The organism is Lentzea sp. NPDC092896 (genome assembly GCF_044754905.1).
GTDB lineage: Bacteria > Actinomycetota > Actinomycetes > Mycobacteriales > Pseudonocardiaceae > Lentzea.
On the sequence record NZ_JBIVPX010000002.1, the window covers coordinates 457330 to 483431 of the forward strand.

The following is a 26102-nucleotide window of genomic DNA, read 5'->3' on the forward strand; positions in this document are numbered from 1 at the left end:
CCATGCCACAGGCTCGTTCGGGTGAAAACGCGCTCTTGATCGCGCCGCTAAGGTTGGGCGTAGGCCGCCGCCCTGACGATGGGAGTTGCGTTGATGAGGCGGCCCTGGATCCCCGCTCTTCTCGCCGCACTACTGGCCCTGGTCTTCGCCGTACCGGCTTCCGCACAGGCGACACCGCGTTCGGCGGTCTTCGGCGGCGGCCCGTTCTACGCCGACGGCCAAGCCGTGATGAACACCCTGCGCTCCTCCGGGTTCACGACGGTGATCCTCTGGAGCATCCACGTGCACCCCAACGGCGATCTCTACTACAACGACATCTTGCTCGTGCAGAACGGCCGCTACGTCGGCGACTCCGGCTGGCCCGCGCGCCTGCGGACGTTGAAGCAGGCCCCGACCTCCGTCAACCGCGTCGAGGTGTCGGTCGGCTCGTGGGGCGTGCGGGACTGGGAGAACATCGCCGCGCTGATCAGCTCCGGTGGCACCGGTTCGTCCTCGATCCTGTACCGCAACTTCCAGGCTCTGAAAACCGCCACCGGCGCCGACGCGATCAACAACGACGACGAGTCGTTCTACCAGGTGGCCCCGACCGCGGCCTTCGCACGGATGGCGGCGGGCCTCGGGTACTCGAAGTTCACGTTCGCGCCGTACACGAACCAGTCGTTCTGGGCGAGCCTCAAGTCGAACCTCGGCTCACTGGTAGACCGCGCGTACCTGCAGGGCTACGCGGGCGGCGCGGGCAACAACCCGGCGACCTGGAACCGCGCCCTGGGAATGACGGTCGACCCTGGCCTGTGGAGCAAACACGGCTCCGGCTGCTCGGCCGGCGACTCACCCGCCACCGTGCAGAGCAAGATGCGGTCGTGGAAGACCTCGGCCGGCATCACCGGCGGCTTCATGTGGCTCTACGACGACATGAAGGCGTGCGCGTCCCAAGGCACCGCCGCGGCCTACGCGACGGCGATCCGCAACGGCGTCAGCTAGTCGGGTCGAGCAGCTTGCGGAGCTCGGCCTCGAAGTCGACGTAGTCGTTCTCACGACCGGGGGCGACTACGTCGTAGGTCGAGTTCAGGAACTCCTGCATCTCCGACGACTGCACGTGGAACACGGCGTGCGACACGTCAGAGCGCAGCTCGAGCACGGCGGTGGTGGAGTTGTGGGGCCGCAGCGTCACGTCGCCGGCACCACTGGTGGTGATCAACCCGTCGGCGAGCAGGTCCCGGCTCACGAGCCACACGGTCTCCTGGCGTCCCATGCGGAACGTCATGGTCACGGCGTGCGGGTCGTCGGCGCGGTAGCCCAGCTCGACCTCGACGGGCAAGGGGCGCCCGGAGGGGGCGATGAAGGCGAAGACGGACTCGGCGCCCACTCGTGTCACGTTCGTCATGCCCCCTAAGACGTACAGCAGCCTCCGTGGATGCCTCGATCAGGAAAAGCGATCAGAACGTGATTTTCAATGGTCCCGAAGTATGACTTTTGACAACCGGCTCGGCTCACCAGGTGAGACGGGGCTGTTCACCTGTTCTGACCTGCGGGTATGTGTTCTTTGTGCTGGTGGGGTTCGGTCATCTGTGGAAGAAATCACCAGCTGGGGCGAGCTGGATGCGGTATGGGAAGGCCCGGATGCTGAGACGGGGAAGCTCGTTACCTTAATTCGACTTAAATGTGGAAGTGCTTTCTGTAGTTAATTCGGCACGGAAAGTGATGGCCGCAAGGCGGTGAGGTCGGCGACGAGTGCCGCCGCTCCGTCCCGCACCTCGGCGGGCTGGGCCGGGTCCTGCGCCAGCTCGCGACAGGTCTTCACCGCCGCGTCCCGCTCGCGCTCGTACACGCCCTGCACGGCGAGGAGAGCGGCGTGCAGGTGGTCGGCCTGCTCGTCGCCGGCGGCCACCACCGCGGCGCTCATGATGGCGAACGCCGCCGCGTCGCCACGGCGGAACAGCGCCTCGGCCGTCTCCTGGGTGACGAACGTGTCCGCGGGGTCGAGCACCAGTTCCAGCAGCACCGGGCGGGCCGCGGGTACGTCGGCGAAGCTCGCCAGACCACGCCCGGCGTCCGCCCTGTCGTCGCAGTGGGGACTGGCCGCCAGCCGGACCAGCGCGGTCACCACGGCCTGCCGTGCGGCGTCGTCCACGGCTGTCATGCCGGGTTGCCGCGCGGCCGCAGCCGCCCGCCCGGCAACGGCGGCGCCGGCAGACGATCCCCGGGATAGCCCTCGACCCGCCCGAACCGGTCCGTCTCCGCCTGCCACTCCTCCCGGAACCCGGCGATCTCGTCGTGCGTGCGCCCGACGAAGTTCCACCACATGACGATCTCCTCGCCGAACGGCTCGCCGCCCAGCAACACGACCCGCGCACCGTCAACCGACGAGAGCGTCAGCGTCGAACGCCCAGTGCCGACGTACCCGAGCGAGCCAGGAGACAGCGCGGTCACACCCAGCGTCACGTCACCGGTGTCGAGCAGGACGCCGTGCTCGAACGACGGCGCCACGTCCAAAGTCAGCGACGCACCCGCGGGCAGCACGATCTCGGCGCCGAGCAGCGGGGTGAAAGTGCGCACGGGCGACGTCGACCCGGCCAGCGAGCCGAGGAACACGCGCACAGCGGCACCGTCCACCAGCACGGTCGGCGGGACGTGGTGCTGGAAGTCGCGCGGGGCGTCGCGGTGGCCGTCGGGCAGGGCGAGCCAGAGCTGTACGCCGTGGAGCACGGAGGACGCGGCGGTGGACACCTCGGAGTGCGCGATGCCGCTGCCGCCGGTCATCAGGTTGAGTTCGCCTGGGCGCACGTAGGCGTGGACGCCGTGGCTGTCGCGGTGCTCGATCTCGCCGGTGAACAGCCAGCTGACGGTTTGCAGGCCCGTGTGGGGATGCGGGGCCACGTCCATGCTGACGTCGTCGGGGCCGTAGTGGTCGCAGAAGCACCACGCGCCGATGAGCGATCGTTGTTTTTGGGGGAGCGTCCGGCGGACCGACATCGCTCGCGGGCCGCCCAGGGGGACGTCGCGCGGCGTCAGGACCTCCACGTCGCCGGGGGAGGAGGTGCACGTGACTTCCGCGGGCTCGGCCTCGACATTGCTCACGCCGGTGATCGTAAGCGGTTCAGCTGACTCACAGCTGGCTCTTCCCCTGCGTACAGCCGCGGCGTCGAGCATGGGCGGAGAACGAAGGAGAGTCACATGGACGTCGACCCGAACACCCCCAGCGGGTCCCGCTGGGAGCCAGGTGCCGCTACGGCCACGGTGCCGCCACCGGCTCAGCCTGTTCCCGCCGGGCGGACACCGCGCCGGCTCACCGGACCGGTGGTCGCGGGGGCGCTCGGCCTCGCGGTGCTCACCGGGGCCGGCGGGTTCGCGCTGGGCCACGCGGTGGCGGGCGACGGCGCGAGCGAGGTGCGGCAGGACTCGGGCCGCCTCCCCGGCGAAGGGCAGCTCCCCGGCGGCAGGCAGCTGCCCGGTGAGGGACGCGGCGACGGCAGGTTCGGCACGCCGCCGGACGGCACGCAGGGTGATCTTCCGGGGCAGGACGGGCAGGGGACATGACGCCGGACGCCGGGCGAAGACGTCCGCTCGACTCCGGGGTGCGGGGCGTCGCCGTCGTGCTCCTGTGGGCCGGGCTCGCGCTCGTCACGTACTGGTGGGCCGCGGGCGGCGGGATCGGCGACCTCGGCGGCTGGGAGTCAGGGCTGAACTCGCTGGGCCGCCTCACCGGCCTGCTCGGGTCGGACCTGCTGCTCGTGCAGGTGCTGCTGATGGCGCGGTTGCCGCTGCTGGAACGGGCGTTCGGCCAGGACCGCCTGATCGCGGTGCACCGGCTCACCGGCTTCACCTCGTTCAACCTCGTGCTCGCGCATCTGGTGCTGATCACGTGGGGGTACGCGGCGGGAGACCTGACCCGGTTCCCCGCGGAGCTCTGGGAACTCGTCATCGACTACCCGGCGATGCTGCTCGCGCTCGCGGGCACCGCGTGTCTGGTGCTGACGGTCGTCACGAGCATCAGGGCGGCCCGAGCGAAACTGCGCTACGAGTCGTGGCACCTGCTGCACCTCTACGGCTACCTCGGCGTCGGACTCGCGCTGCCGCACCAGCTGTGGACCGGCCAGGAGTTCCTCACCTCGACGGCCGCCACCGTCTACTGGTGGAGCCTGTGGGCGGTCGCGCTGGTCGCGGTGCTGGTGTGGCGGCTCGGACTGCCGTTGTGGCGCAACGCGCGGCATCGTCTGCGCGTGACGTCGGTCGTGCCGGAGGACGACGACGTCGTGTCGGTCTACCTGACCGGACAGGACCTCGGCAGGATGCCGGCGCAGGCCGGGCAGTTCTTCGGCTGGCGCTTCCTGAACCGGGCCGGGTGGACGCGCGCCAACCCGTACTCGCTGTCGGCCGCACCGGACGGTCGCAGCCTGCGCATCACCGTGCGGGGGCTCGGCGACGGCAGCACGGCGTTGCGGGAGATGCGGCCCGGAACGCCGGTGTTGTTCGAAGGCCCGTTCGGCAGGCTCACCGACCGCGCGCGAACCCGCCGCAAGGTCGCGTTGGTCGGAGCCGGTGTCGGCGTGGCGCCGCTGCGCGCGCTCGCGGAGGGACTCGGGTACGGACCGGGGGAAGCGGTCCTGCTGCACCGCTTCGCGCGTCGCCCGCTGTTCGCGGCCGAGTTCGGCGCGCTGGTGCGCGAACGCGGCCTGCACGTCGTCGATCTGCCGGGCCACCGCAGGTCGGCCGGGTCGTGGCTGGGTGACGGCGTGCCGGTCGACGACCTGTCCGCGCTGCGGCACCTGGTGCCGGACATCGCCGAGCGCGACGTCTACGTGTGCGGGCCTGCGCCGTGGGCGGAGTCCGTGCGTCGCGCCGCGAGCGCCGCGGGCGTCCCCGCTGACCACGTCCACGTCGAGGAATTCAGGTGGTGACCGGATGAAGCGCGTTCTGGCCTGGCTCCTGGGCACGGCGACCGCCGTCGTCCTGCTGTTCGGGTACCGCACCTCGTTGTCGGGGCCGATGACGGTGGCGACCCAGCCGCTCGCCGGGAGCGCCGGCACGTCGTCCGGCGGCGCGAACACGGTGACGGGCCCCGCCGTCGACACGCGCTGGGGTCCGGTCCAGGTGCGGATCACCCTGGACGGCGGCAAGATCACCGCCGTCACCGTGCCGCAGTACCCGGACGGCAACCGCAAGGACGAGCAGATCAACGCTCGCGCGCTGCCGGTCCTCGTGCAGGAGACGTTGCAGGCGCAGAGCGCCGACATCGACACCGTCAGCGGGGCGACCGTCACCAGCGAGGGCTACGTCGAGTCGTTGCAGGCCGCCCTCGACCAGGCGGGCAGGTGATCTTCGTAGACTGTGCGCGGGGGTAGCGGTGGATCTTCGCGCGCACGTGTCGGGCAGCGGGTACGAGCTCGACGACGCACAACTTCAAGTCATCACGAGGCTCAACGAGCTCGCGAGCGAACGCAGGGGTGTCTACCTGCACGGGCCCGTCGGCCGGGGGAAGAGCTTCCTGGCGGACGCGCTGTTCGACGTGCTGCCGGAGCCCAAGAAACGCGTGCACTTCCACGCGTTCTTCCAGGAGCTGCACCGCAGGATCTCCGAACGGCTGCACGAACGTGGCGCCGTCGCCAGGGCGGTGAAGGAGCTGATCGGACGGGCGAAGGTGCTCGCGTTCGACGAGCTGCACGTGCACGACGTCGGCGACGCGATCCTGATGACGCGGTTGTTGGAGACGCTCCAAGCCCGCGGCGTGATGATCATCGCCACCTCCAACTACCCGCCGGACGGCCTGCTGCCCAACCCGCTCTACCACGACCACTTTCTGCCCGGCATCGCGCTGATCGAGGAACTGATGGACGCGGTGGAGCTCAACGGCGCCACCGACTACCGGCGCCTGCACGGCGAGCCACGATCGCGGTTCGAGACCGGCGAGATCATCAAAGCGGCCGAACTGCCCACCACCCCGATCACCCTCGACGTCAACGGCCGCGCCATCACGGCGCTCGGCACCGAGAACTCCAAGGTCTGGTTCGACTTCGGCGACCTGTGCGAGAAGCCCACCTCGACGCAGGACTACCTGGTGCTGGCCGTCGACTTCGACGAGTGGGTGATCACCGGCGTCCCCATACTGGACACCCGCGACCGCGAGGCACAGCAACGGTTCGCGAACGTCGTGGACGTGCTGGTGGACAAGGACGTCCGGCTGACACTGGTGAGTGACTACCCGCTCGAAGACGTCCTCGGCGGCCACCCGCTCGACCTCGCCCGCACCGCCAGCCGCCTGGAGCTGATCAACACGACCGGGTGAACAGTTGGGCCGCCTCCACCGCCGATAGGTAGCACAACCCCTGTCGTAGGAGCAGCAAGTGATGATGGTGCGCGCCCGCGTCGGCGAGCTCGTGGAGAGCAACCGGTTCCAGATGTTCATCGTCGGCGTGATCGTGATCAACGCGATCACGCTGGGAGCCGAGACGTCGACCGTGCTGGAAGCGAAGTTCGGTCCGCTGTTGACGACGATCGACCACCTGGCGCTGGCGATCTTCACGGCCGAGCTCGCGGCCCGGCTGTACGCGTTCGGCTGGAAGTTCTTCAAGGACCCGTGGAACGTCTTCGACTTCGTCATCGTGGGCATCGCGCTGATCCCGGCCGCGGGGCCGCTGTCCGTGCTGCGCAGTCTCCGGATCCTGCGCGCGCTGCGGCTCGTCGCGATGGTGCCGAGCATGCGCCGGGTCGTCACGGCGCTGGTGCGGTCGATTCCCGGCCTGGTCTCGTTGTCGGGACTGCTGGTGCTGCTCGTCTACATCGGCGGCGTGATCGCGAGCAACCTGTTCGGCGACACCGGCGACCCGCGCTTCACCGGTCTGGGGCCGACGTTGCTGACCCTGTTCCAGATCACGACGGGCGACGGCTGGTCGGACGTCATGCGCGACCTGATGGTGCAGAAGCCGTTCGCGTGGATCTTCTTCCTGATCTACCTGATGGTCGGCACGTTCACGATGCTCAACCTGTTCATCGCGGTCGTGTGCAGCGCGATGCAGGAGGAGGTCACGGTGCCCGCACCCCGTTCCGCGAACCACGACGACCTCCTGCTGATGGAGGTCCGCGCGCTCAGGGAAGAAGTGCGGGCGATGCGGCAGAACGCCTAGAAAAAAGCCAGGGGTCCCGATCGGCGACGCCGCCGTACACCGATCGGGACCCCTGCAACCCCGCCTTCTACGGGGTGACCGGGATGTTCGACACGCCCTTCTTGGCCTTGGTGGCCGTGTTCGAGGCGTGGACGACATTCGGGTTGGCCTTGCACTTCGACGTGGACGACACGTACACCGCGTACTCGCCGACGTTGCCGAGGTCGGACTTGTTGCCGCGCCACACGTTGCCGCAGCCGTTGCCGAACGCCGGCGCGGTGCTCGGATTGTGCGTCTCGTAGCCGTTCGCGAACGTGCCGGGCGAGGAGAAGGTGCCGGTGTTGTTCTCGATCCGGTAGTCGAACCCCTTGACGTCGATCCAGGAGTCAGCGGAGTTCGCGCCGGAGATTCCGGTGCCGTTGAACGTGTTGCCGCTGATCAGACCGCCCTGCGTGCCTTCCTTGACGTCGATGTGCTCCGCCGACACACCAGGGCCGATCCTGTTGTTCAGCACCTGCACGCGGTCGGACTTGTCGACGCCGCCGGAGTTGCCGTGGCACTTCCAGTTCGAGTTCGCGGAGCCGATGTAGACGCCCTCGCCGTAGTCCTTCGTCACGACGCCGGCGTCCGTGATCGTCGAGTTCTTGATCACGCCGTCCGCGGAGGAACGCCGGAAGTGCACGCCTTCCTCGTCGGTCCTGCGCACGGTCACGCCGTCGATCGTGACGTGGTGGGAGTTGTCGAGGATGATGCCCTTCTTCGACTCCGCCACCGTGATGCCCTTGATGTTCCAGTAGGGCGCGTTGTACAGCCACAGGCCGTAGCCGGAGTCCCAGCCCGCGGTCGGCACCGGGCAGGCCGGGGCCGTGCCGGACGGGCCGTCGTTGACCAGTACCGCCGACGAGGGCCCGGTGAGCGTGATCGGGTTGCTCGACGTGCCGGCCTTCTGCGAGACGAACGAACCGCGGTAGGTGCCCGCCGCGAGCTGGATGACGTCGCCCGCCTTGGCGTTGAGCAGCGCGGCCCTGAGCTGGTCGGCGTTGGACACCGGGATGGTGGCCCGGGCGCCGAAGTTGTCCTCTGTGGATCCCGCCGCGAAGGTCGCCGGGATGTTCTTGAGGAACAACGACTTCGCCGAGTCGGTCCTGGTCGCGTCGACGCCGTGGCCGCCGGTGTAGTCGCGCTGCTCGTTCTTCGCCCAGTCCGCGATGGCGGTGCCGCCGACGTCCAGGTGCTGGTACGCGCTCCCGTTCCAGCCGAACTGGTAGATCCGCGACTTCTCGCTGTAGAACGGGTCGTAGGAGCCACCGGTCGACAGCTGCTTCGTCATGCCGTTGTTGAAGAACACGTTGCGCGGCCCGGAAGCGCCCGACCACTTGACGGCCTTCTTGCCCGCGCCCCACCAGATCGGGAACCAGTTCGAGTCGTCGGGCCCGCCGCCGCCCTCCTCACCGCAGTTCGCGCGGCAGTTGCCGGAGCGGTGCGCGTAGGAGATCTTCACGCTGTTGTTCTCGAACAGGTTGTTGCGCTCCCACCCGCCGTGCAGGTTCAGGTCGGAGTCGAAGTCGTTGCCCACCACGACGTTGCCCGACGCGGACCACTGGAACGTGAAGTGACGCAGGTTGCGCGACGTGTTGCCGGCGTAGAGCGAGTCCCACACCCGCGAACCGCGGAAGTAGCCGTTGCCGCCCTTGCCCTTGTTCCACGAACCGTCGAGGTAGTTGTCGACGATCTGCAGGTTCTTGGCCTCCTCGGTGACGATCGGGTGCGACCCGGTCATCTCCGCGCGGATGCCCTTGACCCACGAGTTCGCCGCCCACTTGAAGACGATGCCGTGCATCTCGTCCGCGGGAGCCATGTTGCCGTAGTTGTTGGTGGCCTCGGCGGGGTTGAGGTTCGGCATCGCCTGAGAGAAGCCGAAGTTCTCGAACCCGACGCCGAGGACCGGGTCCACCAGCGGCGACACCTTCGAGTCGTACGTCGCCCCGTCAATAGCCGGTGAACCGTCCGAGGTGGAGTTGACCGGAACGTCGAACTCCAGCGGCTTGTCGAGCGTGACGGTGGTGCCCGACACCGATGCGACGGTGAAGATCTGCTGCCGCATGTGCATGTTCAGCATCGGGTACGGGGTGCCCGTCGCGAACTGCTGCTCGTAGAACTTGACCGAGTTCGCGGCACGGACGTTGACGAACATGCCCGCCTTGATCGCACTGGCGGAGGCGACCTTGATGGTGCGGTCACCGGCCTTGGCGGCGGTGCTCACCTTCGCGCCGGCCTTCCAGTGCACGTTGATCGTGCCCTCGAAGATGTCCTTGCGGTTCTCCGGAGCCGCCGCGTAGTCGCTCGCGTAGCTCGAGTGCACGCCGCGCGACTGGACCCGGAACAGGCCGCGGCCCGGCCACAGCCAGCCGCCCTTGCCCTGCCCGGACGTCATCCCGTCCTCGTCCCAGTCCGAACCGTCCGGCGTCAGCGAGTCGTACCGGGTGTTCGCGTCGGGCGTGTAGACGATCTTCGTCGCCGTCGCGCCGGCGCCCCTGATGATCAGGTAGTCGGCGTCGACGTGCAGTTCCTTCGACACCTTCAGCTGGCCCGCCGGCAGCGTGATGGTGCTGAGCTTGGTGTAGCTCGCGCTGGGCGAGCACTGAGTCCTGATCGCGTCGATCGCGGCCTGGAGCCCCGCCGTGTCGTCGGCCGCGTCATTCGGGCGCACGTTGAACTGAGAAGCGAGTTCCGCCGCCGTGATCTGACAGGCGGCGCTCGGGTTCACCTCATTGTTTCCCGGCAGCACGCCATTGCCGCGATACCCGGCTTTCGACCAGTCGTACAGGCCGGAAACAGGCGCGCGGCGATTGCCTGACGAGACGTCCAGGCCTGTCAGCGCAGGTGCGGCGATCGCGGTGGCAGCGGGCACGGCCATCGAACCTATTAGGAGCAGAGATAGCAGGGGCAGGGAGGTTCGCATCATTGATTACCCTCGTTTGGCAGGGCGGGGCCATTTCTTTGTAGTAGAGGTGCAGACCTCTGTCAAACTTTCACATTCATGAAATAGATAATGATGCAATGGTTTTCAGTAACGGTTTTTGCCCGATCGAACAGTGTCCGGGGCAGCTCACGCGTCTGAATCGAGTGAGTCGATCGGGCCGGCCGCCCTCCGGGGGTCTCCGCTGGGGTCCCGCGGGCCTTGTACCGGGATTTTTGCCCAACCCGCGTGGAATTCGGCCCGTCCTGTCATCCGGTCGGTCGCAGAGAACCCACGAAAGAGCGGATGGTGACCCTCTTGCACGGGTTATGAGGCCTACCGGAACGCGGTGTCCGGCCCACCCGTTCGTGTCCGAACCAAGCCTGAACGGCGGATCGCTGACTGGGCCATCAGCTGCAAAGGTCAGTTCCTGTTCGGCAGTGAGCGTTCCAACGAACAGGAGCCACCCAGACCATGGCGAGCCCCACCGTGAAGCCGGTTCTGCGCACCGACTACCAGCGTTCCGTGGCGGACTACTGGAACAAGGAGAAGGACCCGGTCAACATCAAGCTCGGTGAGGTGGACGGTCTCTACCACCACCACTACGGGCTCGGCCAGTACGACCCCGCGGTGCTGGAGGCCCCGCCCGCGGTGCGCGACCAGGCGATCATCGCCGAGATGCACCGGCTCGAGACCGCGCAGGCCGAGGTGCTGCTGGACGCGTTCGGCGACGTTCCCGTGCGCGGCCACCTGATGGACGGCGGCTCCGGCCGCGGCGGCACGAGCTTCATGGCCAACGCCCGGTTCGGCGCCCTGATCGACGGCGTCAGCATCTCCGAGGAGCAGGTGGCGTTCGCCAACGACCAGGCGGTCGAGCGCGATGTCGCGGACCAGGTCCGGTTCCACTTCAAGAACATGCTCGACACCGGCTTCGAGACCGGCTCGTTCAACGGCATCTGGACCAACGAGACCACGATGTACGTGGACCTCCAGCAGCTGTACGGCGAGTTCGCGCGGCTGATCGCGCCCGGCGGCCGGTACGTCTGCATCACCGGCTGCTCCAACGACCTGACGGGCCTGCGTTCGCGGGCGGTCAGCCAGATCGACCAGCACTACATCTGCAACATCCACCCGCGCAGCGAGTACTTCAGGGCGTTGGCGGACAACGGGTTCGTGCCGATCAGCGTGGTCGACCTGACGCCGGAGACCATCCCGTACTGGGAGCTGCGCGCCAAGTCGTCCGTCGCCACAGGAGTCGAGGACCCGTTCCTCACCGCCTACAAGGAAGGGTCGTTCCACTACCTGTTGATCGTCGCGGACCGCATCTGATGAGGGATCTCCTCACCGGGCCGTCCGGGCTGGGCACCTCTGCTGCCCGGCTCGGACGGCCAGAGGCCGTTGCGCCGCCGCCCGAACCCGGTTATGCCGAACGTCCCTGGGGCGACGGCACCGCGCCACCGCTGTACGTGCCGGTGCTCGAACGCGAGGACGCCGTGCTGGCGGCCGCCGTGGACGAACGCCTGGTCGCGTGGGCGGGGGAGTGCGGTTTCGAGGAGCCGGAACGGTTCCTGGGCGGCATGTTCGGCCGGCTCGCGGTGCTGACCCACGTGGACACCGACGACGTCGAGCAGCTGCTGATCGCGGCGAAGCTGAACGCGGCGTGGTGGGCCGCCGACGACCTGTACGCCGACAGCACCGAGATGGGCGCGATCCCGGCCGAACTGCCGCCGCGCCTCGCGCTGGCGATGGCCGCGATGGACCCGGTCGCACCCGCCGCCGAGTTCACCGCGGACCTCGAGGACAGAATCGCGTCCGACCCGGTGCTCGTCGGTCTGCGCTCGGGCATCGCGCACCTGACGTCGCGCAGCACGGCGACTGTGGTGCAACGGGTCTGCTACTCGACGTTCGCGATGTTCGTGTCGTGGGGCGCTTATGCGGCGTGGCGGCACACCGGCAACTACCCGCCCGCGTGGCAGTACCTCGCGACAAGGCAGCACGACACCTTCTACACGTCGATGACACTGATCGACGCGGTCGGAGGCTACGAACTGCCCGCGCCGCTGTACTACGACCTGCGGGTGCGGCAGCTGCTCACGGCCGCCGGCACGGCGTCGGTCATGGTGAACGACCTGGTGTCGGTGGAGAAGGACGCCGCCGACGAGCAACCGGTCTGCAACATGGTGCTGCAGATCGCCGCCGACCAGGAGTGCTCGATCGCCGAGGCCACCGCACGGACCGTGGAGCTGCACAACCAGCTGGTGCGCGACTTCGAGGCCGGGCACAAGGCGTTGCTCGCGGTGCCGTCGGTGGAGCTGCACCGGTTCCTGAAGGGCACCAAGGCCTGGATGGGCGGCGGCTTCGAATGGCACACCACGCATCCTCGTTACAGGTGAAGCGTCCGCCCGAGCCACGCCATGCGCGTGGCTCGGGCGCGCCGGGACAGCGCGGCCTCCGGTGCGAGGTGGTCGAAGCCGTGGCAGCCGCCGGGCCACACGTGCAGCTCGGCGTCCCCGCCGGCCTGCCAGATCCGGGACGCGTAGCCGACGGCCTCGTCGCGGAACACGTCCACCGAGCCGACGTCGACGTAGGTCGGCGGTAGCCCGGAAAGATCGGTCGCGCGTGCCGGAGCGGCGAACGGTGACACGTCCGGACCGCCCCGCGCGTCGCCCAGCAACGCCGTCCAGCCGGTGATGTTCGACGAACGCACCCAGATCGTGCCGTCGAGGAACTGGTGGCTGGACGGGGTCTCGCACCGGTCGTCGAGCATCGGGTAGATCAGCAGCTGGCCGCGGATCGCCGGGCCGCCGTGGTCGCGGGCCATGAGCGTCACCGCCGCCGCCAGCCCGCCGCCCGCGGACGTGCCCGCGACGACCGGAGAGCCGAAACCGTTGCGCTCCATCCACGTCAGCGTCTGGAAGCAGTCCTGCACGGGCGCCGGATGCGGGTTCTCGGGCGCCAGCCGGTACTCGGGGGAGACCAGCGTGACGCCGAGCTCCTCGACCCACTCGGCCAGCACGTGCAGGTCGGAGCGGCGGGTGCCCGCGACCATCCCGCCGCCGTGCACGTGCAGCACGGGCGGGCCTTCGGGACCCCTGGCAGGGCGCAGCACGAGCACGGGCACACCGTCCGCGTCCTGCTCGGTGAACGTGACCGTGCCGCCCCGGGACAGTTCCGCGTCGGTCACGACCCGGTTGGCGGCCCGTCTCGCCGGGATCCCGTCCGCCGTGAGCGGTGGCCGGGAGAGGTCGATCGCCGCCGCGAGCTCCGGGTCGATCATCCCTTCACGCCCGTGTGCGCGAGGCCCTCGATGAACTGCCGCTGTGCCAGCACGAACACCACCAGGATCGGCACCGCCGTCATCGTCGCGGCGGCCAGCTGGACGTTGAACATCGGACCACCGTAGATGTCGACGAACTGGGTCAGCGCCTGCGGAAGCGTGAACATGTCCGGCGTGGACAGGTACACGATCGGTTCCAGGTAGAGGTTCCACGAGTGCAGGAACGTGAAGATCGCGACCGCGCCCAGCGCCGGCCGGGAGAGCGGCAACGCGATCCGGTAGAAGATCCCGGCGCGACCCAGTCCGTCCATCCGCGCGGCCTCCTCCAGTTCCGGCGGCAGCGCGATGAAGAACTGGCGCATGATGAAGATCGCCAGCACGCACGGCGCGCCGAAGATCGGCACGATGATCAACGGCCAGTGCGTGTTCGTCATGCCGAGCGACTGGAAGAGCTGGAACAGCGGGACGATCGTGACCTCGCTCGGGATGAGCAGGCCGGTCAGCACCACCACGAACAACGCGTTCTGGCCGGGGAACTTGATCCGCGCGAACGCGTAGCCCGCGAGGGCCGCGACGGCCATCGTGCCGACCGTGACGATCACCGCGATGTAGAGGCTGTTCCAGTACTGCTGCCCGAACGGCTGCATCCGGAACACCTGGGAGTACGTGGAGAACGTCCACTCCGACGGCAGCAACGACTCCGAGAAGATCTCGCTGATCGGCTTCATCGACGAGGTGACCATCCACCACGTCGGGAACACGAACGGTATGCACAGCACGCAAAGCAGCCCGTACAAAGCGACCTTACGCCTCATGGAGCACCCACTTCCGGCGCATCCGCCACTGCAGCAACGTCAAAGCGGCGACGATGACGAACAACAGCACCGAGATCGTCGCGCCGTAGCCGAAGTGGTGGAACTGGAACGCCTGCTGGTACAGGTAGTAGATCAACACGGTCGTGGACGTGCCCGGACCGCCCTGGGTGAGCACCGCGATCTGCGCGAACACCTGCAACGAGCCGACGATCGTGATGATCGACGTGAGCAGGATCGTCGGGCTGATCAACGGGATCGTGATGCTCCGGAACCGCCGCCACGCGCCCGCGCCGTCGATCTTCGCGGCCTCGTACAGCGGCGCCGGAACCCCTTGCAGCGCCGCGAGGAACAGCACCATGTTCAGCCCGACGTTCTTGATCACCTGCACGACGATCACCGACACCATCGCGGTGGACTCGCCCCGCAGCCAGTTCGGTCCGTCCACGCCGAAGACGCCGAGCAGCCCGTTCACGCTGCCGTCCGGCTGCAACATGAGCTGCCAGACCAGCGTCCACGCCACCAGCGACACCAGCACGGGGGAGAAGAACAGCGTGCGGAACAGCGTGGTGCCGCGCAGTTTCTGGTTGAGCAGCACCGCGAGCAGCAGAGCCAGCGACAGGTTCAGCACCACCAGCCCGGCGGCGAACCAGGCGGTGGCGACGAGCGACTCGCGCAGCTTCTCGTCGGCGAGGAGCTGCTTGTAGTTGTCACCGCCGATGAACTCGAACGTCCCGCCGAGCACGTTCCACTCGTTGAGGCTGTACCAGGCGACCAGCCCCAACGGGATGAGCACGAACGCGAGGCTGCCGAGCAGAGCAGGCGCGACGAACAGGTAGCCGACCAGGTTGTCGCGCCTGCGATACGTCCAGAACGTCACTGGCGCTCCAGCAACGGCTTGATCTTCGAGCACACGCCGTCGAGTACCTGGCCGACGTTCGCGTCCGGCTTCCACAACGGGTCGAGCGCGGCGCGGATCGTCTGGTTCAGCTCCTCCTGGCCCTGGTGGCTCGGCTTCACGACACCCTTGTTGATGCCCTCGATCACGACCGACTGCAGCTGCTCCGGCCTGATCAGCGGGTTGCTCTTGGCCAGGGTCTCGGCGTTGAGCAGCGACGCGCGCACCGGCGGGAAGAACTGGGCGAGCTTCGCCGAGTTGGCCTCGTTGGTGAGGAACCCGAGGAAGTCCGCGGCGGCGTCGGCGTTCTTCGAGCGCTTCAGCACGCCGACACCGGCCTGGCCGATCACCGCGTAGTCGCCCTTCGGGCCCTGCGGCAGCGGCACGAGGGTCCAGGTGAACTTGGCGTCCTTCAACGCGCCCGCCCGCGAGATCTGGCTGACCGCCATGGAGGCGTCACCCGCGAAGAAGTCCACGGTGGTGCCGGGGCCGGGGATCGCCTTGTCCGTGAAGATCGCCTTGTGGACGAACGTCATGGCGTCCTTCATCTCCTTGCTGGAGAAGCCGCACGACCTGCCGTCCTCGCTCCAGGCGTTCGCGCCCCAGCCGCGCCAGATCGACGAGAGCACCGCCCAGTTCTGGTACTTGAAGTCCGGCAGCACCAGGCCCTTGCCGGACGCTGCCGCGGCCGCCATCGCCTGGTCCCACGTCCAGGTCTCCGGCACGTCCTTGACCAGGCTCGTGTTCACGAAGAGCCCGAACGGCGAGGTGGAGAACGGGTACGCGTACAACTCGCCGTCCTTCTCCCAGAGCTTCGTCGCGGACGGGACGAGCTCGTCGGCCTTCTCGACCTTGCCCCTGATCGGCGCGAGCGCCCCGGAGGCGACGAAGTCCGGCGCCGACTCCTCCAGGATCCATGCCAGGTCCGGTGCGTTCCCGCCGGCGATCTGCGTGGTGAGCGTGGTGGTGTAGCCGTCGGCGGGGATCGAGTCGAACTTGATCTCGGTGACGTCCGGGTGCGAGGCCTTGTACTCGGTCGCGATGTCGTTGAGCAGCTTGAGATGTGCCTCGTTCGCGGTCCACACGGTCATGCGCAGCGACTTGGGGCCGGTGGCCGCCGATCCGCTGCAGGCCGTGAGCGCCAGCAGTGCTGTGCAGATGAGCGCAATGAGTCGGGACATCGTTGTCTCCCAGGACTAGTAGCCGGACACGTCCGGCCAGCGGAGCTCGACGCCGTCGCGTTCCAGCCGGTGCTGGAAGTCCGCGAGCAGGCCGGGGGTGTTGCGCACCGCGCGAGGGGTGACTCGGTGCGCCAGGCAGAAGTCCGCGAGCGCGCCCGCGACCTCGCCGACGTTCCACTCGACCGGGTGCAGCCGGTGGGAACCGTTGGTGATGTGGGTGGTGCCGATGTTCTTGCCCGCCGGTAGCAGGTTCTCGACGCGCTGGGGGATGAGCGCGCCGAGCGGGATCTCGAACGGGCAGCTGGCGACGTCGAGGTAGTTGTCGCCGCCGGTCGAGGGGTGCAGGTCGATGCGGTACATGCCGACACCCACGGCGTCGGCGTGCTGCACCGCGCCCTTGTCGCCGCGCACGGCGAGCGAGAGGTCCTGTTCGACGATCGTGTACTCGGTCCGCATCCGCCGTGACTCGCGGATGTACGGCGCCTGGGCCAGGCCGTCCGCGCTGCCGGTGACGTCGCCGCGCAGCCGCAGCCCGGGGAAGCCCGTGCCCCCGTCCGCTCGTGGTGCCTCGGTCTGCAGCCAGTACAGGACCGACCTCGACAGCTCCCGTGCCGCGGCGATGTGCCTGTCCACGTCCGGCACGTCGATCACCGGTGACTCGAAGTAGTCGATCATCGGCCAGTTGACCAGGCAGATGTCGCTGTCGTAGGCGCCGTCGACGAAGTTGCGGCGGGCGGCGATGCGGCGGAACGTCCAGAGGTTGCTGTCGCCCGCACTGAGCCGCTGGTCGGACAGGACGCTGAGCGGGTCGTCGTCGGGGTTCGGGGTGAACGTGCGCTCGGCGATGGTCAGCGTGCGCGGGTCGGGGGAGCGGAACGACAGCATCCGGTCGCCCCAGTACGAAGGCTGGTACTCGCGCCAGAAGTCGTAGCGCGCCGGCTTGTCGATCGTGTGATCGCCGTCGACGTGGTCGATCGCGAAGCACACCGACATCGCCTGCATGTTCGCCGGTTGCGCGGTCTCCGGTGCGCTGGGCTCGCCGGTGTCCAGAGTGGACTCGAAGCCCGTCACGTACTCGGTGCCGGACAACGGCAGCAGCTCGCCGGTCTCGGTCGCGTCGAGGACGTAGGGCGCGGCCAGCTCGATCTCGGAGCCGTTGTGCTCGACGGTGACCGACACGATCCGGTCGCCGTCGGTGCGCGCGGAGATCGGCCTTGCGGGCTGGAGGACCGTGAGCTTGCCACTGCCCCGGTAAGGCGCCAGCATCTCGTCGATCACGGCGACGGCCACGCGGGGTTCGTGGCAGAGCCTGCTCACGTTGCCCGCGCCGGGGTTGAGCTCGCGCCACGCCCGCGCCTGCGGGGTCAGCGGGTAGTGGCGGCGGTAGTAGTCGCGGATGCCGTCCCGCAGCGCGCGGTACGAGGCGGTGACGCCGAAGCGCTCGACCCAGCTGTGCTCGTCCGGCGGCACGGCCTGGCTGGTGAGCTGCCCGCCGAGCCACTCGAACTCCTCGGTCAGCACGACCCGGCGACCGGCGCGCAGCAGCGCGAGTGCGGCGGCGACCCCGCCCAGTCCGCCGCCCACGACGACGACATCTGTGTTGTGCGGCAACAGGTTCCTCCAGATCAACCGAGCGTGGAGCCTTGAACGAACTCGCAGGCCAGCAGCTCCTGCGGGGTGGTGCCGTGTTCGAGCACCTCGGTCAGCGCCTGCACCGCCCGCCGCCCCATCTCGCGCCGGGGGATGCGGAACCCGGTCAGCTCCACGTCCTGCGGCGCGGGCCGGGTCGCGGCACCGAGCATGAGCACCGACAGGTCGCCGGGGACCGACAGGCCGCGCTCGCGGGCGGCGAGCACGAGCGCGGCACCGTCGGAGACCTCCTCGGCGAGCACGCAGGTGATCCCCGCGCCGACCAGCTGATCGAGCCCGGCGAACTGGACGTGCGTGCCCTCGACACCGTGTGCCGCAACGGCTTGCTTGAACCCGCGCAACCGGTCGGCCGACGACTCGGCACCCGTTCCGGCGCCCGCGTAGGCGAACCTGCGGTGCCCGAGCGCGACCGCGCGGTCCACGAGATCCCGCACGGCGGCGGGGTAGTCGGCGCCGACGTGCGGGACCGGACCGCCCGCGTCGTCACGCCGGCCGATCGAGACGAACGGGACGGCCTCCGCCACGAGCTGGGCGAGGTCGTCCCTGTCGATCGAACGACCGAGCAGTACGCAACCGTCCGCCAGCCGGATCCTGCTGTCGTCGCTGAAGATCCGCCGCTTCCCGTCCGTCGCCTTGGCGCTGGTGAACAGCAGCAGATCGCAGCCCACCTCCTCCGCCTGTTCCTCGATGCCCTCCAGGAACGGCTGGTAGAAGTCCGAGCGGGTGCTCGGGAAGACGGCCTCGTAGGTGAAGACCCCGAGGATGCGGTTGCGCTGGTCGTGCAGCCGGCGCGCGATCGGGTTCGCGACGTAGCCGGTCCGCCTGATCACCTCCAGCACACGGGCCCGCGTGTCCTCCGCGATCCGGACGCCGCTGTCGGTCCGGTTGTTGAGCACCAGGGACACCGTGGCCTGGCTGACGCCTGCCATCCGCGCGATGTCCTGCTGGGTGAGCCTCTTGGCCATGAGCACCTGCCAATTCGAATTGGCACGGAGTCTGCGTCAGCACCCGCATCGCCGTCAACCCTGTAATAATTCGAATTAGCATCTTGACGGGCGCAGCCTGGCGGGCGAAGGTCCTGGGCCTTGGAGGTAAGCCCGTGAACGCATTCAGCCGACGCAGCCTGATCACCGGTGCCACCGCGATCGGACTGCTCGCCACCCTGCCCACGCCGGCGCACGCCCTGCCCGCGCCGCCACCCGTCACCCCGGACCGCCGCGCCTTCGAGCCCGACGAACAGCGGTTCGCGCAGTACCTGATGCTCGTCTCGCCGATGGTCTCGGACATGAACGCAGGCGGCTTCTTCGGCGGTGGCTGGTGGCGCAGCCCCAACGTCTCGTACAACGCCCGCGTCCAGGAGCACGTCTACACGCTGGCCTGGTTCGCGACGCAGTCCCGTTCGTGGAACCCGTACCGCGGCAACGGTCTGGTGCTCGCCGCGCTGGACGCCGGGCTCGGCCACTACCTCGGGCTGCAGCACGCCGACGGCTCGTGGCCGGAGTACTCGGCCGACCAGCACTCACTCGCGGCGACCGGGTTCGCCATGGGCTACCTGAGCAAGACGAACGCGCTGCTCAAGCGCGCCGGAGCGTTGCCGGCCCGGCAGGCGCAGATCACCGCCGCGCTGCGCAGGGCCATGACCTGGTTCCTCGACCCGTCGAACGGCACGGTCTGGCAGTCGCCGCTGACCTGGGCCAACCAGACCACCTCAGGACTCGCGGGGTCGGCGCTCGCGTTGAAGCAGGACCCCGATCCCGCGCTGCAGCAGCGGCTCACCGAGGCGTTCCGGCGGCTGACCACTGTCGGGCAGAGCCCCGCCGGGTTCTTCTACGAGGAGTCCGGCGCGGACACCAACTACAACTTCGAGGTCATGCTGCCCGAACTGGCCGACGCGTGGCGGCAGTCCGGCGACCCGAACCTCGTCACCATGACCAGGAGGTACACCGACTGGCTCGGCTACAACCTGCTGCGCGAACCGGACGGCTCCGGCTGGTTCGCGAACATCGCCACGAACTCGCGCACGTCCTCGAAGTTCTACGCCGACGTGCGGCCCGATCCCGAACGGACCGCGCTCAACGCCCAGTTCGTCTCGGAGGTACCGGACCTCGCCGCGTTCGTGTCCAGTCGTGAGGACATGGCCGCCGCACGGGCCGAGTGGGCGGCCTCGTCCGCTCCGGTTCCCGCGCTGATCAAGCCGGACACGTCACCGCGCATCCTGGCGCACGCCATCTACGGTGAGCGCTACCCGAGCCGGGCCGAGCGGACGGCCGCGATCGCGCGGTTGCCGTATCACCGCGCGCACTTCACCGAGCGTCGCGGCGACCAGGGGCAGGACTTCCTGTTCGTGCGGCGTCCACGGTGGTATGTCGGTGGCTACTTCGGTGCTCGACGCGCGACCTCGTTGGCGCGCACCGGGTTGACGTTCCTGTGGCACCCGGTGGCGGGCACGCTGGTGCAGTCGATGAACAACAACAACCACGCGTGCTGGGCCACCGTGTTCCCCGGCCAGGTGCCGGACTCGAACGGTCCGCAGCAGGCCGAGTTCCTCGGTGGCGAGCCGTACCGGTTCCGCTATCGCACGCCGTCGGGCTCGGTGGTGACCGAGGTGACGGTGGGCGATCGGATCGTGCGGTCGGTGCGAGCCCGGTCTGCGGCCACCGAACAGATTCCTTTGGTGGTGAAGGATTCCGACACGGTGGCGCTCGACCCGCGTGGCCTCACCCTCACCCGCGGCCGGACCGTGATCCGGTTCGACTGGGGGCGCCAACTGGATCCGCAGCTGCGCACGGCGTCCACGATCACCTATCCCGGCCGTCGCATGCAGATCCTCACCGTCCCGCACGACGGCACGTTCACTCTCACGATCACGGCGCGTTAGTCCACTGAGGACGGAATGTTTCACCCTTATGTCGCAGCGCTCTCTCGCATGTGCGCGCAGCTCACGGGGTATTCGGTGAATCCAAACCCCTTGGCCCTGCGATTCACGCGAGGGAGTGATCGTGATGGCACACGTGCGACGTCTGGTGGACGACCTCACTGGCGACGAGTTCGATCAACCGGTTCCCTTCGGCCTGGTGTACCCGATCTGCACCGCGGACGGCTCCGCGCCGCCGAGCCAGCGCGGCCGCACGTGGGAGCACCTCGTGGCCTGCGACCGGAAGCTCCGGCCGGTGGTGTGACGGGTGATCACCGCGGGTAACTTGCCGTGGTGGACATCAAGCACGAAGTGACCCAGCCCGAGTCGTCCCTGCTGGCGAGTTACCCGGACTACCTCGACGCCCAGCGGCTCGTGGACCGGATGTCCGACGACGGCTTCCCGGTGGAGAGCGTGCGGATCATCGGCGACGGGGTCCGGACGGTCGAGCAGGTGACCGGGCGCATGACGCGGGGCCGTGCCGCCGTGACGGGCGCGGCCAGCGGTGCGTGGTTCGGTGTGTTCATCGGTCTGCTGTTCGGCCTGTTCACCGCCGGCAGCAGCTGGATCTGGTTCGTGCTGATCAGTCTCGTCGTGGGCGCGTTCTGGGGCGCGGTCTTCGGGTTCGTGGCGCACTGGACCACGCGCGGTCGCCGTGACTTCGCGAGCACCATGACGCTGCAGGCACGGCGGTACGAGGTGCACGTCGACAAGGAGCAGGCCGCGCAGGCGGCGAAGTACGTGCTCTAGGAGCCGCCGATGCTCACCCGCACCGTGAACCCGTCCTCGTCGCGACCCATCGACACGTAGTCGCACGTGCGGTGCAGGATCCACAGCCCGAGCCCGGCGGACAGGGTCTCGGCGGTCGGCATCAGGCCCGCCAGCGGGTCCGACGGGCCGGGGCCCTGGTCGGTCACCGTCACCACGACCCGTGCGTGGTCCGACCACAGCCGGAACCGCACCGGCGCGATGCCGTGCGTCAGGCCGTTCGTGACGATCTCGCTGGCCGCGTAGACGACGTCATGCGCGTCGTCCTCGCTCAGCCCCATCGCGTCGATCGCCGCTCCCACGGCCTCGCGCACACCGCGGGCGCTCGGGTCGACGAGCTCGACCAGCGGGGAGCGGCGTTCCAGCACGTCCGGGACCTGCGTCGATGCCGCGAGGCCCTCGCGGTAGCCGGGGTTCTTGTCGTGTGCGCCGGGGGTGGTGGAGATGTTCGGGTGCGTGCGGACGACGTCGGCCAGCACCTCGGCGGGCGTCGTCCTGGTGTCGTACGGGCACAGGCCCCACACCGGGAACTCGGCGTAGGCCAGGTTCACGGCGGCCTCGTAGCGCGCCCACCAGTCCCACGGCGCGCCCATGCCGGGGTGCGGCACGTCGCCGACCACCCGCATCTGCTGCGCGCCGGACGCGGTGTGCTCCGCGAACAGGCTCCGGTAGTTGGCGATGGCCTCCGACGGCCGTGCGTACTGGTCAGCGCCCGGCATGTAGGTGACGGCGGCGTCGCGGCCGAGCGCGCCACGCAGCAGAGCGGTGTTCTGCTCGGCGCACGCGACGATCGACGGCTCGCCGGCGCGCAGGCCGTTCTCGAGGAACGGCACGGCGTGCGCGAGGAAGTCGTCGTCGGAGCCGTAGAAGGCGGTCTCGTGGAAGAAACCGGTCACGAGAGTGATGCTACGCGCGCTGCGGGCCGAGAACTGCGATACCGTTCTACTCGGGTTGAGCAGCCAGCCCTTGTGACGGTCGTGCGTGCCGTCCCTACTGGAGGTTGCCGCGTGCTCCCCAACAGTCAAGTTCCCTTCCGGTCCACCCGCGAGAGAGTGGGCGACACCGTCCTCGTCCGCGTCGCCGGCGAGATCGACGTCTCGACCGCCCAGTACCTGGCCGACTGCCTCGGCGAGGCGGTGCGGACGGTCACCCCGCCCGCGTCCGTCGTGCTGGACCTGAGCGGCGTGCGGTTCCTCGGTGCTCAGGGCATCGGCCTGCTGCTCGACCACCAGGACCTCTGCCTGCGCCGTGGCAGCGCGCTCGTGATCGTCGCGAACACCGCCGCGGTCCTGCGCCCGTTGCGGGCGCTGGAGCTGATGAGCGTCCTGGGCGTCCGGTCGAGCGTGCTGGAGGCGATGGCGCCGGCCTAGGCGCGTTCGGAGTCGCCGCGCAGCACGCAGAACTCGTTGCCCTCGGGATCGGCCAGGATCGCCCAGCCGGTCCCGTCGGGGTTGCGGTGATCGCCGACGAACGTCGCGCCGAGGCCCAGCAGCCGTTCGACCTCCTCGTCGCGTGAGGTGTCCGGGCGCAGGCACAGGTGGAGCCGGTTCTTCACCGTCTTGGGCTCCGGCACCTCGTTGAAGTACAGCACCGGGCCCTCAGCCAGCAGGACCTCGGTCTCCCGGTCGCCCGGCTTGTCCTCGGGGTGCAGCGGGCGACCGGTGACCTTGCTCCAGAACAACGCCAGCTCGTAGGCGTTCGCGCAGTCGATCGCCACGTTCTGCAACACCGATGTCATGCGCGCCAGCCTATTGCGGCGCTAGAGCATCGGCGGCATCAGCCGGTAGCTCTCGGCGTAGTAGTCGTCGGAGCGACGGCGATAGCCCTCGTGGTCGTCCGGGTCGTACTCGGGCGCGTTCTTGATCTGCTCCCTGGTGCGGTCGACGTGGACCTTGCGTTCCTCGTGGTCCACGCGCCGCACCGTGCCGACCGGGAGCACGACCCGGTGGCCGAAGATCCACGGGCCGGTGTCGACCATCAGGCAGTCGTGCGGCACCTCGGCGTTGGCCTGGTCGATCTTGCCGATGCCGCCGTCGGTGGCCTCGACGTCGTAGCCGATCAGTCCGGTGTCGGGGCGATCCGCGAGGTCCTGTTCCGGCTCATCGGCCCACGACGGATCGCGCCACACCCACGGCATGAACGGGACGGGTTGCATGCTCGGCCTCCTTCAGTCCGGGCATGGGGTACCCCGTCAGGCCCTGTCGAGGAACTTCTTCATCATGCCGATCTGCGCGGTGCGGGACTTGTCGATCCGGTCCGCGAGGTCCTTCACCTCCTGGTCGGCGCCGCTGCCCGTCTCCCACCGGGCCATCTGCACGGCGTCGTCCTGGTGGGCGATCATGACGTTGAGCAGGCGCTGGTCGAACGCCGCGCCCCGCAGCGCGGCCAACCTCGCGAGCTCCTCGGGATCGGACTGCCGCATGCCGCCGTGGCCAGAGTGGGAGTCCGGCGGTGCCGTCAGCGGCTCTCCCCACGACGTCAGCCAGTCCTTCATCGTGCCGACCTCGGTCGTCTGGGTCTGCTCGATCGCGGCCGCGAGCATGCGCAGCTCCTCGTTCTGGGCACGGTCCTTCGCGAGGGCCACCATCTCCACTCCCTGCTGGTGATGCGGGAGCATCATCTGCAGGAACATCACGTCCAGCGGATCGCCGCGCAACACGGCGTCCGGCTGCGTGGTCGCGCAGCCGGACACCACGAAGGCGAGCGCGAGCACCAGGAACCGCATCAGAGGCGTCGCCACAGGGCGGGCGTGTTCGGCGGCTCCCACCCGGCGAGGGCGGTGTGCGCGAGCTGGCACTCGTAGTTCACGCCGGCGTAGGTGACGCGGTTGCCGATCGAGTAGGTCGTGCCCGCGGCCCACGTTCCGCCCGCCGGCGGGGGAGTCGTGGTGGTCGTGGTCGGCGGGGGCGTGGTGGTCGTCGTGGTCGGGGGAGGCGTGCTGCCGCCGCCGAAGTCGACGTCCGAGCACGTGTAGAAGGCCTCGTTGCTGCCGACCACGCGCTGCCAGATCGAGTAGAGGATGTGTCGGCCGGAACGACCGGGCAGGTTCAGCGTCCAGTTCGTGAACGTGCTGGGGTTCTGGCCGTTGAACGTCTGCAGGTGCACGAGGTCCGACCAGCGCAGCGGCTGCGTCGGGTTCCAGCCGTCCCTGGTGATGTAGAACTCGAAGTTGCTGTTCGAGTGCGGTGCCGACGCGTGGTAGGTCACCGTCAGCGGCCCGGCCGAGACCCGCTTGGCCGGCCAGTCCGCGCGTTGCAGGTCGAGGCCGCGGTACTTGTCGCGGCCCGCGCTGCACAGCTTGCCGTCCGGGATGAGCTCGCGGTGACGCCCGCCGGCCTCGAGCAGCGAGACCTCGTTCCAGTCGTAGTAGGCCTGCGTGCCACCGGCGGCGACGGCCGCCTTGCACGCGTCGGACTTCGGGGTCTCCGGGCCCTCGTTCTTGCACGTGTAGACCCGGCTGGCCGGATCGGACATCGTGCCGTGGGCGATCGCGGGCGTCGTGGGGACGAGGAACGCGACGACCACCACGGCGGTGGACGTGATACTTGCTAGGGCGAGCCGAGTACGTGACTTCACAACGCCTCCTGGCAGGCGGAGGTGGCGAAACACTTCCGCGAGGAGTGGTTCGCGTGACGGGTCGGCGGCCCTGGTTCACAAGTGTAAACAAGTGGTTGAACCATTTCATTGGACCAACCGGACGAATCGCCCGTGGTGCCGAGCCGCGCCGACCGGCTGGTCGTTCATCTGCGCGCGCTGAAGGTGTGGGCGGGCAACTCTTCGCTGCCGCAGACGGAGAAGCTGCCGGGCCTGGCTCACAGCGCGAACCACCGTCCAATGTGATCCTGCCTCGCAGCAGCTGACACCGATGAGTTCTCGTCGCGCGACCGGTCCGCCCTTCCAGAACGATCGGAAGGGTGGACCGCGTGGATCTGCACAGCGTGATGTGTGTGAGCGACCTGGCTCGGTCGCTGGAGTGGTACGAGGTGTTCTTCGGCCGCGCGGCGGACGAGGTCATCGGCGAGGAACACCTCTGGCAGGTGGGGGAGAACGCGTACGTCGTCCTCGACGCCCGTGACGTGCGGTCGGCGCGCGTGGGCGGCTCGATGATCACGTTCGGGGTGGCGCCGGGGGAGTTCGGCGAGGCGCTGGCCCGGCTCGCGGCCTTCGGCGTCGGCCACGAGCCCGTCGAGACGTACTCCAACGGCGTCCGGCACGTCGAGGTGCTGGATCCGGACGGCAACAGCCTGTCGCTGGCCGCCCTGCCCCGGGGTTCGTCGTAGAGTCGGAGAGATGAGCGACGAGAACGTGCTGGGCCGCATCAACGAGCTGGTCGACGAGGAGCACGAGCTGCGTCAGCAGCTCGCGTCCGGGGAGATCTCCACGGACGAGGAGCACGCCCGGCTGCGGTCGTTGGAAGAAGCCCTCGACCAGTGCTGGGACCTGCTGCGGCGCCGCCGGTCGGCCCGGTCGCTGGGTGGCGACGCGGAGGACGTTCCCGCCCGCACGGTCGGCGAGGTCGAGGGCTACCTGCAGTAGCGAGTGC

29 protein-coding genes are annotated in these 26102 nt (G+C 68.9%); 14 read left to right on the forward strand and 15 right to left on the reverse strand.

Annotated features, from left to right (window positions below; translation table 11 throughout):
- Positions 1-93 precede the first annotated feature (93 nt).
- Positions 94-981 carry a lysyl endopeptidase gene (locus ACIQF0_RS13305; protein WP_401028693.1) on the forward strand — a complete coding sequence of 296 codons (888 nt, stop codon included), beginning with the start codon at positions 94-96 and terminating at the stop codon, positions 979-981.
- On the opposite strand, the gene ACIQF0_RS13310 is transcribed toward ACIQF0_RS13305, so the two are convergent.
- The 3 genes from ACIQF0_RS13310 to ACIQF0_RS13320 all read right to left on the reverse strand — a co-directional run bounded on the left by ACIQF0_RS13310 (position 974) and on the right by ACIQF0_RS13320 (position 3078).
- Complete coding sequence (locus ACIQF0_RS13310) at positions 974-1384, reverse strand: SsgA family sporulation/cell division regulator (RefSeq protein WP_093589641.1); 411 nt, start codon at positions 1382-1384, stop codon at positions 974-976. The two genes, ACIQF0_RS13305 and ACIQF0_RS13310, sit on opposite strands and share 8 nt — an antisense overlap.
- A gap of 297 nt (positions 1385-1681) precedes the next feature.
- Positions 1682-2140, reverse strand: a complete 459-nt coding sequence (locus ACIQF0_RS13315) for a hypothetical protein (protein ID WP_401028696.1) — start codon at positions 2138-2140, stop codon at positions 1682-1684.
- The gene (locus tag ACIQF0_RS13320) at positions 2137-3078 is read right to left on the reverse strand and encodes a pirin family protein (protein ID WP_401028699.1); all 942 of its coding nucleotides are present in this window, start codon (positions 3076-3078) and stop codon (positions 2137-2139) included. The genes ACIQF0_RS13315 and ACIQF0_RS13320 overlap by 4 nt, the downstream gene beginning before the upstream one ends.
- Before the next feature lie 96 nt (positions 3079-3174).
- Between ACIQF0_RS13320 and ACIQF0_RS13325 the strand changes: the two genes are divergently transcribed.
- The 5 genes from ACIQF0_RS13325 to ACIQF0_RS13345 all read left to right on the forward strand — a co-directional run bounded on the left by ACIQF0_RS13325 (position 3175) and on the right by ACIQF0_RS13345 (position 7121).
- A complete protein-coding gene (locus ACIQF0_RS13325) occupies positions 3175-3537 on the forward strand; it encodes a hypothetical protein (RefSeq protein WP_401028702.1) in 363 nt (120 codons plus the stop codon).
- A complete protein-coding gene (locus tag ACIQF0_RS13330; protein WP_401028705.1) occupies positions 3534-4898 on the forward strand; it encodes a ferric reductase-like transmembrane domain-containing protein in 1365 nt (454 codons plus the stop codon). The genes ACIQF0_RS13325 and ACIQF0_RS13330 overlap by 4 nt, the downstream gene beginning before the upstream one ends.
- 4 nt (positions 4899-4902) lie before the next feature.
- Positions 4903-5316 (forward strand): FMN-binding protein, encoded by a 414-nt coding sequence (locus tag ACIQF0_RS13335; protein ID WP_401028708.1) that lies wholly within the window; start codon positions 4903-4905, stop codon positions 5314-5316.
- Between the two features lie 28 nt (positions 5317-5344).
- Positions 5345-6283, forward strand: coding sequence for a cell division protein ZapE (zapE, locus tag ACIQF0_RS13340; RefSeq protein WP_401028711.1), 939 nt, complete (start codon positions 5345-5347; stop codon positions 6281-6283).
- 61 nt (positions 6284-6344) lie between these two features.
- Positions 6345-7121 carry an ion transporter gene (locus ACIQF0_RS13345; RefSeq protein WP_401029948.1) on the forward strand — a complete coding sequence of 259 codons (777 nt, stop codon included), beginning with the start codon at positions 6345-6347 and terminating at the stop codon, positions 7119-7121.
- A gap of 67 nt (positions 7122-7188) precedes the next feature.
- On the opposite strand, the gene ACIQF0_RS13350 is transcribed toward ACIQF0_RS13345, so the two are convergent.
- Positions 7189-10017, reverse strand: coding sequence for a right-handed parallel beta-helix repeat-containing protein (locus ACIQF0_RS13350; RefSeq protein ID WP_401028714.1), 2829 nt, complete (start codon positions 10015-10017; stop codon positions 7189-7191).
- A gap of 516 nt (positions 10018-10533) precedes the next feature.
- On the opposite strand from ACIQF0_RS13350, the gene ACIQF0_RS13355 reads away from it, so the two are divergent.
- Positions 10534-11388, forward strand: coding sequence for a geranyl diphosphate 2-C-methyltransferase (locus tag ACIQF0_RS13355; protein ID WP_360039449.1), 855 nt, complete (start codon positions 10534-10536; stop codon positions 11386-11388).
- Positions 11388-12452, forward strand: a complete 1065-nt coding sequence (locus ACIQF0_RS13360; protein WP_401028718.1) for a family 2 encapsulin nanocompartment cargo protein terpene cyclase — start codon at positions 11388-11390, stop codon at positions 12450-12452. The genes ACIQF0_RS13355 and ACIQF0_RS13360 overlap by 1 nt, the downstream gene beginning before the upstream one ends.
- On the opposite strand, the gene ACIQF0_RS13365 is transcribed toward ACIQF0_RS13360, so the two are convergent.
- Genes ACIQF0_RS13365 through ACIQF0_RS13390 form a run of 6 tightly spaced genes read right to left on the reverse strand, consistent with a single transcriptional unit; the run spans position 12443 to position 18842 of the window.
- Complete coding sequence (locus ACIQF0_RS13365) at positions 12443-13336, reverse strand: alpha/beta hydrolase (protein WP_401028720.1); 894 nt, start codon at positions 13334-13336, stop codon at positions 12443-12445. The genes ACIQF0_RS13360 and ACIQF0_RS13365 overlap by 10 nt on opposite strands.
- Positions 13333-14151, reverse strand: a complete 819-nt coding sequence (locus ACIQF0_RS13370) for a carbohydrate ABC transporter permease (protein WP_401028723.1) — start codon at positions 14149-14151, stop codon at positions 13333-13335. The genes ACIQF0_RS13365 and ACIQF0_RS13370 overlap by 4 nt, the downstream gene beginning before the upstream one ends.
- Entirely contained in the window at positions 14141-15028 is an 888-nt protein-coding gene (locus ACIQF0_RS13375) for a sugar ABC transporter permease (RefSeq protein ID WP_360039437.1), read from the reverse strand. Before ACIQF0_RS13375 ends, ACIQF0_RS13370 begins: the two co-directional genes overlap by 11 nt.
- Positions 15025-16227, reverse strand: a complete 1203-nt coding sequence (locus tag ACIQF0_RS13380; RefSeq protein ID WP_401028728.1) for an ABC transporter substrate-binding protein — start codon at positions 16225-16227, stop codon at positions 15025-15027. Before ACIQF0_RS13380 ends, ACIQF0_RS13375 begins: the two co-directional genes overlap by 4 nt.
- A gap of 15 nt (positions 16228-16242) precedes the next feature.
- Positions 16243-17838, reverse strand: a complete 1596-nt coding sequence (locus ACIQF0_RS13385; protein ID WP_401028731.1) for an FAD-dependent oxidoreductase — start codon at positions 17836-17838, stop codon at positions 16243-16245.
- A gap of 14 nt (positions 17839-17852) precedes the next feature.
- A complete protein-coding gene (locus ACIQF0_RS13390; protein ID WP_360039429.1) occupies positions 17853-18842 on the reverse strand; it encodes a LacI family DNA-binding transcriptional regulator in 990 nt (329 codons plus the stop codon).
- A 134-nt stretch (positions 18843-18976) separates the two neighbouring features.
- Here ACIQF0_RS13390 and ACIQF0_RS13395 point away from each other — a divergent pair, with 134 nt between their 5' ends.
- The 3 genes from ACIQF0_RS13395 (at position 18977) to ACIQF0_RS13405 (ending at position 21541) form a co-directional block, all read left to right on the forward strand.
- Complete coding sequence (locus ACIQF0_RS13395; protein ID WP_401028735.1) at positions 18977-20755, forward strand: hypothetical protein; 1779 nt, start codon at positions 18977-18979, stop codon at positions 20753-20755.
- A gap of 124 nt (positions 20756-20879) precedes the next feature.
- Positions 20880-21056, forward strand: coding sequence for a hypothetical protein (locus ACIQF0_RS13400; protein WP_360039423.1), 177 nt, complete (start codon positions 20880-20882; stop codon positions 21054-21056).
- 29 nt (positions 21057-21085) lie between these two features.
- Positions 21086-21541, forward strand: a complete 456-nt coding sequence (locus ACIQF0_RS13405) for a general stress protein (RefSeq protein ID WP_401028739.1) — start codon at positions 21086-21088, stop codon at positions 21539-21541.
- On the opposite strand, the gene ACIQF0_RS13410 is transcribed toward ACIQF0_RS13405, so the two are convergent.
- Positions 21538-22455 (reverse strand): anti-sigma factor RsbA family regulatory protein, encoded by a 918-nt coding sequence (locus ACIQF0_RS13410; RefSeq protein WP_401028742.1) that lies wholly within the window; start codon positions 22453-22455, stop codon positions 21538-21540. The two genes, ACIQF0_RS13405 and ACIQF0_RS13410, sit on opposite strands and share 4 nt — an antisense overlap.
- 156 nt (positions 22456-22611) lie before the next feature.
- Here ACIQF0_RS13410 and ACIQF0_RS13415 point away from each other — a divergent pair, with 156 nt between their 5' ends.
- The gene (locus tag ACIQF0_RS13415) at positions 22612-22929 is read left to right on the forward strand and encodes an STAS domain-containing protein (RefSeq protein ID WP_401028745.1); all 318 of its coding nucleotides are present in this window, start codon (positions 22612-22614) and stop codon (positions 22927-22929) included.
- Here ACIQF0_RS13415 and ACIQF0_RS13420 read toward each other — a convergent pair.
- Genes ACIQF0_RS13420 through ACIQF0_RS13435 form a run of 4 tightly spaced genes read right to left on the reverse strand, consistent with a single transcriptional unit; the run spans position 22926 to position 25135 of the window.
- Positions 22926-23297 carry a VOC family protein gene (locus tag ACIQF0_RS13420; protein WP_401028749.1) on the reverse strand — a complete coding sequence of 124 codons (372 nt, stop codon included), beginning with the start codon at positions 23295-23297 and terminating at the stop codon, positions 22926-22928. The genes ACIQF0_RS13415 and ACIQF0_RS13420 overlap by 4 nt on opposite strands.
- A 21-nt stretch (positions 23298-23318) precedes the next feature.
- Entirely contained in the window at positions 23319-23714 is a 396-nt protein-coding gene (locus ACIQF0_RS13425) for a PRC-barrel domain containing protein (protein ID WP_401028752.1), read from the reverse strand.
- A gap of 36 nt (positions 23715-23750) precedes the next feature.
- Positions 23751-24299: a DUF305 domain-containing protein gene (locus tag ACIQF0_RS13430; protein ID WP_401028755.1), complete on the reverse strand. Its 549-nt coding sequence runs from the start codon at positions 24297-24299 to the stop codon at positions 23751-23753.
- Positions 24284-25135, reverse strand: a complete 852-nt coding sequence (locus ACIQF0_RS13435; RefSeq protein WP_401028758.1) for a lytic polysaccharide monooxygenase — start codon at positions 25133-25135, stop codon at positions 24284-24286. Before ACIQF0_RS13435 ends, ACIQF0_RS13430 begins: the two co-directional genes overlap by 16 nt.
- 365 nt (positions 25136-25500) lie before the next feature.
- Here ACIQF0_RS13435 and ACIQF0_RS13440 point away from each other — a divergent pair, with 365 nt between their 5' ends.
- Both ACIQF0_RS13440 and ACIQF0_RS13445 read left to right on the forward strand, forming a co-directional pair.
- Positions 25501-25839, forward strand: coding sequence for a VOC family protein (locus ACIQF0_RS13440; protein WP_401029951.1), 339 nt, complete (start codon positions 25501-25503; stop codon positions 25837-25839).
- A 10-nt stretch (positions 25840-25849) separates the two neighbouring features.
- The gene (locus ACIQF0_RS13445) at positions 25850-26095 is read left to right on the forward strand and encodes a DUF2630 family protein (protein WP_401028760.1); all 246 of its coding nucleotides are present in this window, start codon (positions 25850-25852) and stop codon (positions 26093-26095) included.
- The last annotated feature ends 7 nt before the right edge of the window (positions 26096-26102 follow it).